Annotated in this window: 12 protein-coding genes, 1 pseudogene and 1 riboswitch; of the genes and pseudogenes, 4 read left to right on the top strand and 9 right to left on the bottom strand. The window is 65.6% G+C overall.

Annotated elements, in window-relative coordinates; translation table 11 throughout:
- Together EN742_RS12665 and cobD are read right to left on the bottom strand one after the other, a co-directional pair.
- Positions 1–302: pseudogene (locus EN742_RS12665) on the bottom strand (protein tyrosine phosphatase); the annotation flags it as partial.
- Positions 299–1,354, bottom strand: coding sequence for a threonine-phosphate decarboxylase CobD (cobD, locus tag EN742_RS12660; protein WP_126054057.1), 1,056 nt, complete (start codon positions 1,352–1,354; stop codon positions 299–301). The gene cobD and the pseudogene EN742_RS12665, both read right to left, overlap by 4 nt.
- Between cobD and cbiB the strand changes: the two genes are divergently transcribed.
- Positions 1,353–2,330: an adenosylcobinamide-phosphate synthase CbiB gene (gene cbiB / locus EN742_RS12655; protein ID WP_126054056.1), complete on the top strand. Its 978-nt coding sequence runs from the start codon at positions 1,353–1,355 to the stop codon at positions 2,328–2,330. The genes cobD and cbiB overlap by 2 nt on opposite strands.
- On the opposite strand, the gene cobO is transcribed toward cbiB, so the two are convergent.
- The 5 genes from cobO to EN742_RS12630 all read right to left on the bottom strand — a co-directional run bounded on the left by cobO (position 2,331) and on the right by EN742_RS12630 (position 5,438).
- Positions 2,331–2,945: a cob(I)yrinic acid a,c-diamide adenosyltransferase gene (cobO, locus tag EN742_RS12650; protein ID WP_126054055.1), complete on the bottom strand. Its 615-nt coding sequence runs from the start codon at positions 2,943–2,945 to the stop codon at positions 2,331–2,333. It abuts the gene before it with no gap.
- A gap of 1 nt (position 2,946) precedes the next feature.
- Positions 2,947–3,462 (bottom strand): bifunctional adenosylcobinamide kinase/adenosylcobinamide-phosphate guanylyltransferase, encoded by a 516-nt coding sequence (cobU, locus tag EN742_RS12645; RefSeq protein WP_128332864.1) that lies wholly within the window; start codon positions 3,460–3,462, stop codon positions 2,947–2,949.
- A complete protein-coding gene (locus tag EN742_RS12640; protein ID WP_126054053.1) occupies positions 3,455–4,255 on the bottom strand; it encodes a CbtA family protein in 801 nt (266 codons plus the stop codon). The genes cobU and EN742_RS12640 overlap by 8 nt, the downstream gene beginning before the upstream one ends.
- A 15-nt stretch (positions 4,256–4,270) precedes the next feature.
- A complete protein-coding gene (locus tag EN742_RS12635) occupies positions 4,271–4,450 on the bottom strand; it encodes a CbtB domain-containing protein (protein ID WP_126054052.1) in 180 nt (59 codons plus the stop codon).
- Between the two features lie 36 nt (positions 4,451–4,486).
- A riboswitch (cobalamin riboswitch) is annotated at positions 4,487–4,681 on the bottom strand.
- 64 nt (positions 4,682–4,745) lie between these two features.
- A complete protein-coding gene (locus EN742_RS12630) occupies positions 4,746–5,438 on the bottom strand; it encodes a gamma-glutamylcyclotransferase (RefSeq protein WP_126054051.1) in 693 nt (230 codons plus the stop codon).
- A gap of 132 nt (positions 5,439–5,570) precedes the next feature.
- Here EN742_RS12630 and EN742_RS12625 point away from each other — a divergent pair, with 132 nt between their 5' ends.
- The 3 genes from EN742_RS12625 to EN742_RS12615 all read left to right on the top strand — a co-directional run bounded on the left by EN742_RS12625 (position 5,571) and on the right by EN742_RS12615 (position 8,440).
- Positions 5,571–6,749, top strand: coding sequence for an aromatic ring-hydroxylating dioxygenase subunit alpha (locus EN742_RS12625; RefSeq protein WP_126054050.1), 1,179 nt, complete (start codon positions 5,571–5,573; stop codon positions 6,747–6,749).
- A gap of 216 nt (positions 6,750–6,965) precedes the next feature.
- On the top strand, positions 6,966–7,967 hold the full coding sequence (locus EN742_RS12620; protein WP_126054049.1) for a DUF1624 domain-containing protein: 1,002 nt from the start codon (positions 6,966–6,968) through the stop codon (positions 7,965–7,967).
- Positions 7,964–8,440 (top strand): isoprenylcysteine carboxylmethyltransferase family protein, encoded by a 477-nt coding sequence (locus tag EN742_RS12615; RefSeq protein WP_126054048.1) that lies wholly within the window; start codon positions 7,964–7,966, stop codon positions 8,438–8,440. The genes EN742_RS12620 and EN742_RS12615 overlap by 4 nt, the downstream gene beginning before the upstream one ends.
- A gap of 21 nt (positions 8,441–8,461) precedes the next feature.
- On the opposite strand, the gene EN742_RS12610 is transcribed toward EN742_RS12615, so the two are convergent.
- The gene (locus EN742_RS12610) at positions 8,462–8,848 is read right to left on the bottom strand and encodes a MerR family DNA-binding transcriptional regulator (RefSeq protein WP_112618641.1); all 387 of its coding nucleotides are present in this window, start codon (positions 8,846–8,848) and stop codon (positions 8,462–8,464) included.
- A gap of 125 nt (positions 8,849–8,973) precedes the next feature.
- The coding region (mgtE, locus tag EN742_RS12605) for a magnesium transporter (RefSeq protein ID WP_128332863.1) at positions 8,974–10,033 on the bottom strand (1,060 nt) is incomplete at its 5' end.

Genomic DNA, 10,033 nt, shown 5'->3' with positions numbered 1-10,033 from the left:
GCAATGATATAGGCCGAGGCGGTCGACCGGCTGATGCCGGCATAGCAATGCACGACGAGCGGCTTTGCCCGATCCCAGCGATAACCGAAATCGAGCAGCGCGCGGACATGCTGCTCGCCCGGCATGGTCATGCCCTCCTGCGCGACGGCAATATCGTGCATGACCAGATGCAGATGGTTTTCCGCCGCGATCGAGGCCGGGCGCATCACGTCGGTGCCGGCGGCAAGCAGCGACAGCAGGCGCTGCGCGCCGGTTCTCGCCACGGTCTCCTCGACTTTCGACAGCGAACAGACATGGATCATGGGCTGGTTTCCTTCGTCCGATGCTCGCGCAATGAGGTCCAGTCGGCAAGCGCCGCTTCGAGCCGCTGCCATTCGGTCTCATCGCCCGGCAGTCCGGCGCGCAGGACCTGTGGCCGCTGGGCGAAATGCCGGAGCAGGATGCCGCGCTCACCCAGCGCCGAAAACAGGCCGGCGGCTTCGGGCAGGCGCAGATAGCGGAACAACGTGGTGCCGCCGGCCACGGTAGCGCCGAACCGGGCGAACAGCTTGTCGAGCCGCGCCGCGTCCTGCGCCAGCCGCCCACGCATGGCGGCCTGCCATTGCGTGTCGCCAAGCGCGCGGATGCCGTATTCGAGCGCCGGGCCTGCCACCGCCCAGGGCCCCAGTTGCGTCTCAAGCCGCTGGACCGTCAGCGTGTCGGCCAGCGCGAAGCCGAGCCTGACGCCGGCAAGGCCGAAGAACTTGCCGAAGGAACGCAGCACGACAATGCCGCCCTGCCTGACATCGCCGGCCAGGCTTTCCGCTGCCGGCCCGACATCCATGAACGCCTCGTCGACGACCAGCAGGCGGCCCCTGGCGCGAAGCCGTGCGGCAAGCTGAAGCAGTCTTTCGCGCTCAACGACGCGACCGTCCGGATTGTTGGGGTTGACGACGACGGCGAGGTCGGCCTCGGTAAGCGCTTCGACATCATCGACCTCGGCCGCCGCATGGCCGGCGATGGCGGCGGCTCGGCTGTGCTCGGCATAGGTCGGCCCGAGCACCAGCGCCTTGCCGGGCTTCAGCAGCGAGGCAACGCGCGGCAGCAGGATCTGCGTGCCGGGCGCGGCCGCCACATGCGCCGCCGACGGCGCGCCATAGGCGCTGGCCGCGACCGCGCGAAGTTCGCCGAGCCGCGCCGCTTCCGGCAATCGCGACAGGGTGGTGGCGGGCAATTCGAAAATTGGATAGGAGTGCGGATTGATACCCGTCGAGAGATCGACGAAAGGCCGTGGCGCGTGAGGGAAGAGCGCGCTCGCCCGGCCAAGGGATCCGCCGTGATCCACTGCCGCAATCGCTCCATCAAGAAGCTTCATGTCGATACTGATTGCCTTCCTGTCATTGGTCATTGAGCGGGCACTCGGCTACCCGGACTGGCTGTTCGGGGCCATCGGCCATCCCGTCACCTGGTTCGGCAGGCTGATATCCTTTCTCGATCGCGCGCTCAACCGCGCCACTGATTCCGACGCTCGGCGTCGCCGCCGGGGCGTCATGGCTCTGCTTGTCATCGTACTGGTGCCGGCGGCCATCGCCTTTGCCGTGCAGCTCCTGCTCTGGCAGATGTTTCCTGTAGGCCTGATCATCACCGCGATCCTGGCATCGTCGCTGATGTCGCAGAAGAGCCTGGCCGAGCATGTCGAGGCCGTGGCCGACGCGCTCGACACCGGCGGCCTTACGCTCGGCCGCATCGCCGTCTCGCGCATCGTCGGTCGCGATCCCGAAAAGCTCGACAAGGCAGGCGTTTCCCGCGCGGCGATCGAAAGCCTGGCCGAGAATTTCTCCGACGGCATCGTCGCACCGGCCTTCTGGAGCGGGGTCTGCGGGCTGGCCGGCGGCGTCGCCTACAAGGCCGCCAACACCGCCGATTCCATGATCGGCCACCGCACGCCACGCCATGAGGCCTTCGGCTGGGCGGCGGCGCGCTTCGACGACTGGATCAACCTGCCGGCATCGCGGCTGACCGGGCTGCTGATCGTGCTGGCTGCCTTCTTCGTCAAGGGCGCGGACCCCCGCAACGCCTGGCAGGCCATGCGGCGCGACGCCAGGAAGCACCGTTCGCCCAATGCCGGCTGGCCGGAGGCGGCGATGGCCGGCGCGCTGGGTCTCGCCCTGGCCGGCCCGCGCAGCTATAGCGGCGTCGTCGTCGAGGATGCCTACATGGGCGAAGGCGGCCGGCGCGAGGCGGAAAGCCTCGACATCAGGCAGGCGCTGAAGCTCTACCAGGTGGCCGACCGGCTGCTGATCGCGCTGTTCGGCATCCTGTCGGCGCTGTTGATCTATCTGACGATGTGATCAGAACTCGATGCCTTGCTGGGCTTTCACGCCGGCCGAGAAATGATGCTTGGTCAGCCCCATTTCGGTGACGAGATCGGCCGCCTCGACCAGCAGCGGCTTGGCGTTTCGGCCGGTGACGATGATATGCAGGTCAGCACGGCGCGCCTTCAGCGCGGCAACGACCTTTTCCAGATCGAGATAGTCGTAGCGCAGCGCGATGTTGAGCTCGTCGAGCACGACAAGGCTGATCGACGGATCCGCCATCAGCTCCAGTGCTTTTGCCCAGGCAGCCTCGGCGGCGGCGATGTCGCGCTTCAGGTCCTGCGTCTCCCAGGTGAAGCCCTCGCCCATCGCATGCCACACGACGCGGTCGCCGAAGGCGGCAAAGGCGTCCTTCTCGCCGGTCTGCCATTTGCCCTTGATGAACTGGACGACGCCGACACGCTTGCCGTAGCCGAGCATCCTGAGCGCCAGCCCGAAGGCGGCCGTAGTCTTGCCCTTGCCCGGTCCGGTGTTGACGATCAGCAGTCCCTTCTCGATCGTCTTTGCCGCCACCTCGGCGTCCTGAACAGCCTTGCGCTTGGCCATCTTGGCGCGATGGCGCTCGGCATCCTTGTCATCAGTCTCGGTCATCTCACTTCACTTTCAGCGGCAGACCGGCCACCATCAGCAGCACCGTATCGGCGACGGCGGCGACCTGCTGGTTGAGCCGGCCGGCGGCATCGCGAAACCGCCTCGCCAGCGCATTGTCGGGCACGATGCCCAGGCCAACCTCGTTGGACACCACGAACCACGGCCCGCGCGGCCGCGATAGAACATCCACAAGCCGCCGGCATTCCGCATCGAGGTCGCGCTCGGCCAGCATATGATTGGTCAGCCACAGAGTCAGGCAGTCGATCAAGACGGGTTCGTGGTCAGGCAGCGCCTCGATCGCGGCGGCAAGATCGAGCGGCGCGTCGACCGTCGCCCAGCCCTCGCCGCGACGCGCCCGATGCAGCGCGATGCGCTCGCGCATCTCATCGTCATAGGCTTCCGCGGTGGCGATGTAAGCCCATGGCGAGGGACTCGCCGTCACCAGGGTTTCGGCATGCGCCCTCTTGCCGGAGCGCGCACCGCCGATGATGAAGGTCAGTCCCCTGCGATCAGGCAAAGCTGTCGCGCAGGCTGGTGGCCGTGCCGGTGAAGCGGCCGCGCACCACGCCGACGGCGGCACCCAGCACCAGCCAGAACACCAGATCGGTGAGTGTCACGGCGACCACGAACTGGTGATGCAGGCCTTCGGGAATCGGCGTCTTGAAGCTTTCCGGCTGCGGCGCGCCGACGATGTGCGGCGCGACGATCAGGGCTACGGCCAGGATCGCCAGCGGCAGCGATTTGCGGAAGGCGATCAGGCCGAGTCCGGCGGCGGTCGCGACCGCTGTCGCCGTCCACCAGATCTGGCGCGGCAGGAGTTCGGCCGCCGGCATCGCCGGCAGTTCCGGCGGCAGGCCGAGGCCGGGGGCCAGGGTGAACACGGCAAAGCCGGCGAGCCCCCAGAACACGCCCTGGCGCCAGCTGCCGATGCCGCCGGCGAATTCCGAAACCGCGACCAGGATCAGCGCGAAGCCGATGCCGGTGACGATGTTGGCGACGACGTTGAAGGCGAAACGCTCGAAGCCGTCGGCCGGTGCCCAGCCCTCGTCTTCCGCTGGCGCGGCCGCTTCGGCCGGAGCCGGCGCCACGGAACTCATGGCATTTCCGGCCGGAGCGGCGGAGCTCATGGCGTTGCCGGTCTCGGCAGGCGCCGCGGCATGATCATGATGATGGCCGCCGCCGGCCTGTTCGTAGACTTCGGCCTTGAGGATCAGCGGCACGGTTGCATAGGCCTGCAGGCAAGCGAGAACAACGCCGGCCACGAGCCCTGCGATCGCCGCGATGAACACGACGTTGCGAAACAGGTTCATGATGTCAGGCCCTTGTCAGTGGCAGGGAAAGGCCATCGAGTGGCGGTAGTCGTGAGCGGCATTGTGGACGGCATCGAGATGCGAGAAGCCGACAAAGCCGACGACGAAAATGCCGAGCAACGCGGCCATGGCCAGCTGCATGAAGCGCGACTGCGAGGAGACGGAGGTGCCGAGGGAGACGGAAGCGGTCGTCATGTCTTGTCCTTTCGCCCTCCACCCGAGGGCATAGAATTCAACGTTTCTGTCGCCGGCAGGTCTCCTGGCTCGCGGATCAGCGCCCTTCCCCACCTTCCCGAGGAATTTCCTCAGTGGTCTTGGAGAGGACTACCGCACACAGTTGCGGGGGCAGCCACGGCATTGGACGAATTCGCCCTCACCGCATTCCCTCTTGGCTCCAAAAACGGAACCGACGACGGCAGGACTATAGGCAGAATCGTCGCGCCCGGCAAACCAAATTCCGGCGGCCACCAGCGCAAATGCGCCACCGGGCCTAGCTGTCCGACGCGGCAATTCGTTCAGCAACCAGATGCTGCAGCCGCCACAGATGGCTGTCATGGATGCCGCGCTGCTCCAGGTTCTTCACCGTGTTGTAAAGATAGTCTGCGCCCGATCCCCAGTGCCCGCAGGACGTCGCCAGCCTTTCGACCACCTCTTTTTCCTCAAGCGGGCCGGCATAGGTTGTGCCCTTGCGGTTGATGACGAAGGCCAGCGCCCGCAACGTGCCACCATCGCTCGAAAGGTTGAGCAGGCGCGGATGGTAGCTGGTCGGCTTCAGCGTCACCTCGCGCCGCAAGACCTTGTCGAGCTGCTGGCGCCGGTCGGCATCGCCAAGCCTGAAGGCGACGCCCTTGCACTGCCCGCCCCGGTCCAGCGCCATCATCAGGCCAGGCTGCTCCCTGGTGCCGCGCCAGCGCGTCATCTTCATGCAGAAGGATCTGTGCCAGCCGCGCGCGACCGCTACCCGCTCTTCGACATGGTCGATCTCGGGCTTCCAGATCAGCGACCCGTAGCCGAACAGCCAGAGCGGCTCGCTGCCAGGCAGCTCAGCCTCCAGCGTGTCCAGCATCGCATCATAGTCGGCATCGTCCAGATGCATCGCGTTGGGATCAGGCCCGCTGTCCTCGACGACGCGAAAGCAGCGCGCGACCAGCTCCTCGGTGAGCGACATTGTCCTTGGCGGCATGAACTGTCCCTGGGCACCCGACTTGTGAAGCGCCGACCTTAGGGGCGGCGATTGCGTGCCACAATGGCCACGGCGCGAGCGATTGACAAACATCCTGCCCGGGTGTCGGCTGGACCATTCAGGGAGCCGCCTATGCAGCCCAAACCGAGCGACGACCTCTACACCGGCCTGACCAGGCTTGCGCCGACGCTGCCGTCGTCGGCCTATTGGGATGCCGGGGCCCACGGTCGTGACCTCGACGCGATCTGGTACAAAAGCTGGCTGCTGGTCTGCCGTGAGGCCGATCTTGCCCAGCCGCTGGCTTTCAGGACATTCCGCGTCGGCACGCAGGAGATCGTGGTGCTGCGCGACGAGGCCGGCGAATTGCGCGCCTTCCACAACACCTGCCGGCATCGCGGCTCGCAGCTTTGCCAGGAGAGCGAGGGAAGGCTGAAGGCCAGGCTGCTGACCTGCCCCTACCACGCCTGGTCCTATTCGCTGCGCGGCGATCTCGTGCGCGTGCCGTCGAAGTCGCTGCCCGAAGGCTTCGACAAGGCAGACTACCCGCTCTATGGCGTGGCGCTGTCGGTGTGGCGCGGCTTCGTCTTCATCAACCTCGCCGAAGATGCCGCCGGCTCGGCGGAAGCTTCGTTCGACAGAGCTTCCGGCAATCTCGCCAACTGGCCGCTGGAGACGCTGGTCACCGGCCATGCGCTGCGCAAGGTCATGAACTGCAACTGGAAGATCTTCTGGGAGAATTTCAACGAGTGCCTGCATTGCCCTGGCGTCCACAAGGACCTGTCGCGGCTGGTGCCGATGTATGGCCGTGGCCTGATGACGAGGCACGACGATCCAGAATGGGCGCGCCACGCCGACAATGACGCGCCGGAATATTCCGGCGGCCTCCGAGCCGGCGCCGAGACCTGGTCGCGCGACGGCCGCGCGCACGGCCCGGTGTTTGCCGGCCTGACGCCGGCCGAATGCGCCGCCGGCCAGACCTACGCCACAAGCCTGCCGTCGATGTTCATCGTCGGCCATGTCGACTATGTGCGCACCGTGCGGCTTGTGCCGCTCGGCCCCGAGCAGACGGAACTGTCAGCCGAATGGCTGTTCCCGGCCGAAGCGCTCGCCTCGCCGGAAGCCGACATCGACAACATCGTCGCCTTTGGCAGGCAGGTGCTGGAAGAGGACGCGGCGATCTGCGAGGTCAACCAGAAGGGCCTGCGTTCGATGCGCCACGAGGCCGGTGTGCTGATGCCGGAGGAGTACGACCTGCACCGTTTCCACGAATGGGTGCGCGCGCGGCATCAGGCATTTTCGCCCAAACCCTAGAGCGACTTCGGCAGATGCCGCCAGGTGACAAAGCCACGGCCGCCGCCGGCAGCCCGCGCGCGTGGCGAACGCTGAACCCAGGCTCACGGCCGGCCCTCGAACCGCTCGAAAGAAAACGGCGGGCAGCTTGATACCAGGCGACAGAGGTCCCGCCTTCTTTTGTCTGGCTGAACCATGATAGTCGTTTGGTATCACTGAATCGGAATGCGAGACACGATGAGCCTTCAATCGCCGGCCGAACCTGTTCAGGACACGCCGAAGCAAGGACGCATCGTCGCCATCGACATCGTGCGCGGCTTGGCCCTGCTGGCCATGGCGAGCTACCATTTCACCTGGGACCTCGAGAATTTCGGCTATGCCGATCCCGGCCTCACCGCCTTCGGCTGGTGGAAGATCTACGCGCGCTGCATCGCCTCGACCTTCCTGTTCCTGGTCGGCGTCAGCCTGTTCCTCGCCCATGGAAGGCAGATCCGTTGGCCGGGCTTCTGGAAGCGCTTTGCCATGGTCGCCGTGGCGGCGCTGGCCATTTCGTTGATCACTCGCATCGCCACGCCGGATGGCTTCATCTTCTTCGGCATATTGCACGAGATCGCGCTCGCATCCCTGCTCGGCCTCGCCTTCCTGCGATTGCCCTCGCTGCTGACCATCGCCGTCGCGGCGCTTGTGATCGCCGCCCCGCTCTATCTGCGCTCGGAAGCCTTCGACCATCCGGCGCTGTGGTGGGTCGGCCTGTCGGCGACCAACCCGCGCTCCAACGACTATGTGCCGCTCTTCCCATGGTTCGGCGCCGTGCTGTTGGGCATTGCCGCGGCGAAACTCGCTTCCACCTGCGGCCTGCTTGCCAGGCTGGCGAAATTGGCGCCCGGCCGCTGGTCGAACCCGCTGGTCTTCATCGGCCGCCACAGCCTCGCCTTCTATCTGATCCATCAGCCACTGCTGTTCGGTTCGGTCTGGCTGTTTTCGCAGGTGATGCCGGCGGCGCCGCTGGACCAGGACGCCAGCTTCCTCAAATCCTGCCAGATATCCTGTGAACAGCAGCGCGACAGCAAATTCTGTACGAGCTATTGTGGCTGCATGCTGGGTACGCTGCAGGGCGAAGGGATACTGGACAGGCTCTACAAGGGCGACCAGACACCGGGGTTCAAGGCGCATCTCGCCGAGCTCGCCGGCGCTTGCACGGCGAGCACCGACAGCGCGATGGAGGGAGGACAGCAATGACCGACAGTCAGCCGAAACCCGGTCTCATCCCGTGGCCGCCGCTGATCTACGTCATCGCCATCGCCGCCAGCGTCGTGCTCGGCCTCTTCTTTCCGCTGCCGTGGATCGGCGATCTCCTCGGCGACCTCCTGTTTGCCGCCGGCTGGGTGGCGCTGTTCTTTGTCGCCGCGCTCTGGTTCACGGCGATCCGGGTCATGCTGCGAGCGAAGACGACGTTCAATCCGAACGCGGTGCCGGACCATCTCGTCACATCGGGCCCGTTCTCGATCACCCGCAATCCGATGTATCTTGCCAACACGCTGCTGTTGATCGGCGTCGCCTTCATCACCGGGATCGCCTGGTTCCTGCTGTTCGCCTTCGTCGCCGCGTTCGCCACGCAGAAGCTGGCGGTCGAAAAGGAGGAGAAGGTGCTGGCGGCTAAATTCGGCAAGAAATACCGCGACTACGCCAAGCGGGTGCGGCGCTGGATTTGAGCCGGAGGTACCCCACTGAGTTCAGGTGTTTACGCCGAGCTCCACCAGACGCTCGACGCAGGATTCTTCCGCCTGGTCGAGCTCGGCCAGCGTTTCTTCCAGGTCGCGCCGCTTCTGCCTGAGATCCTCGCGCTTTTCCTCAATGCGCTTGATCATCAGCTTGAGCTGGCCGACCTCGCCGGGCGGCTCCTTGTACATCTGGATGATTTCGCGGATCTCGTTGATCGAGAAGCCGAGCCTTTTTCCCCGCATGATCTGGCGGATCAGATGCCGGTCGGACGGGCGGAACAGCCTCGTGCGGCCGCGCCGCACCGGCTGCACCAGGCCCTCGTCCTCGTAGAAGCGCAGCGTGCGCGTCGACACGTCGAATTCGCGGGTCAGTTCGGTGATCGTGTAGTATTCCCGCATTGTTGCTCCCGATGCCGGTACTGGGCGCCGTCCGGTGGCGTCGCCCTCGCCTCCGTTCCATGAGCGGAATCGAATGGAAGCCGGCCGAACCTCGCACGGCATTTACGTAAAAGTCAATTGCGCCTTCAGGGTACGGCGAACCACCAGGTGGCCAAGCCCAGAAAGGCGAAGAAGCCAACGCAGTCGGTGACCGTGGTGACGAAGACGGCCGACGCCACCGCCGGATCGATCTTGAAGCGGTCGAGCAGCAGCGGGATCAGGATGCCGGCCAGCGCCGCCGCGAACATGTTGATGATCATCGCCGCCGCAATGATGCCGCCCAGATTGGGGTCGCGAAACCATGCCGCCGCGACGATGCCGATCAGCACCGCGAACACGATGCCGTTGATGAGGCCGACGCCGACTTCGCGGCGAATAATGCGGGCGGCGTTGTAGATGTCGATATCCTTCGTCGCCAGCGCGCGCACGGTGACGGTCATCGTTTGCGAGCCGGCATTGCCGCCCATGCCGGCCACGATCGGCATGAGCACGGCCAGCGCAACGATATGCTCGATCGTCTGGTCGAACAGGCCGATTACCGAGGCCGCGAGGAAGGCCGTCAGAAGGTTGACCAGCAGCCACGGCACGCGCGAGCGCGAGGTCGCGAGCACCGTGTCGGACAGTTCCTCGTCGCCGACGCCGCCCATGCGCAGAAGGTCCTCCTCGGCCTCCTGCTGGATGACGTCGACGACGTCGTCGATGGTGAGCACGCCGACCAGCCGCTCGTTCTCATCGACCACCGCGGCAGACAACAGGTCGTATTGCTCGAATTCCCGCGCCGCCTCTTCCTGGTCCATGGTGGCGGGGATGGCATGCCTCGTCTCATGCATGACGTCCTCGACCTTCACCGCCCGCTTGGTGCGCAAGATCTGGTCCAGGTCGATGGCGCCGACGAGCTTGAAGCTCGGATCGATGACGAATATCTGGCTGAAGCGGTCGGGAAGGTTGTTGTCCTCGCGCATGTAGTCGATGGTCTGGCCGATAGTCCAGAACGGCGGCACGGCGACGAATTCCGTCTGCATGCGCCGACCGGCCGACTCCTCCGGATAGTCGAGCGAGCGCCTGAGCCTGATGCGCTCGGTGAACGGCAGTTGCGACAGGATCTCGTCCTGGTCCTCCTGGTCGAGGTCCTCCAGAATGTAGACC

Origin of the sequence: Mesorhizobium sp. M4A.F.Ca.ET.020.02.1.1, from assembly GCF_004022645.1 — a bacterium.
Lineage (GTDB): Bacteria > Pseudomonadota > Alphaproteobacteria > Rhizobiales > Rhizobiaceae > Mesorhizobium.
The sequence above is the reverse complement of the archived record's forward strand: the minus strand, read 5'-3'. Positions and strand labels throughout refer to the sequence as shown.

Excerpts from the sequence above, each read along its gene's own strand:
- cbiB (WP_126054056.1), top strand. The coding sequence starts at position 1,353 with ATGTCGATACTGATTGCCTTCCTGTCATTGGTCATTGAGCGGGCACTC.
- cobD (WP_126054057.1), bottom strand. The coding sequence starts at position 1,354 with ATGAAGCTTCTTGATGGAGCGATTGCGGCAGTGGATCACGGCGGATCC.
- cobO (WP_126054055.1), bottom strand. The coding sequence starts at position 2,945 with ATGACCGAGACTGATGACAAGGATGCCGAGCGCCATCGCGCCAAGATG.
- EN742_RS12640 (WP_126054053.1), bottom strand. The coding sequence starts at position 4,255 with ATGAACCTGTTTCGCAACGTCGTGTTCATCGCGGCGATCGCAGGGCTC.
- EN742_RS12635 (WP_126054052.1), bottom strand. The coding sequence starts at position 4,450 with ATGACGACCGCTTCCGTCTCCCTCGGCACCTCCGTCTCCTCGCAGTCG.
- EN742_RS12630 (WP_126054051.1), bottom strand. The coding sequence starts at position 5,438 with ATGCCGCCAAGGACAATGTCGCTCACCGAGGAGCTGGTCGCGCGCTGC.
- EN742_RS12625 (WP_126054050.1), top strand. The coding sequence starts at position 5,571 with ATGCAGCCCAAACCGAGCGACGACCTCTACACCGGCCTGACCAGGCTT.
- EN742_RS12620 (WP_126054049.1), top strand. The coding sequence starts at position 6,966 with ATGAGCCTTCAATCGCCGGCCGAACCTGTTCAGGACACGCCGAAGCAA.
- EN742_RS12615 (WP_126054048.1), top strand. The coding sequence starts at position 7,964 with ATGACCGACAGTCAGCCGAAACCCGGTCTCATCCCGTGGCCGCCGCTG.
- EN742_RS12610 (WP_112618641.1), bottom strand. The coding sequence starts at position 8,848 with ATGCGGGAATACTACACGATCACCGAACTGACCCGCGAATTCGACGTG.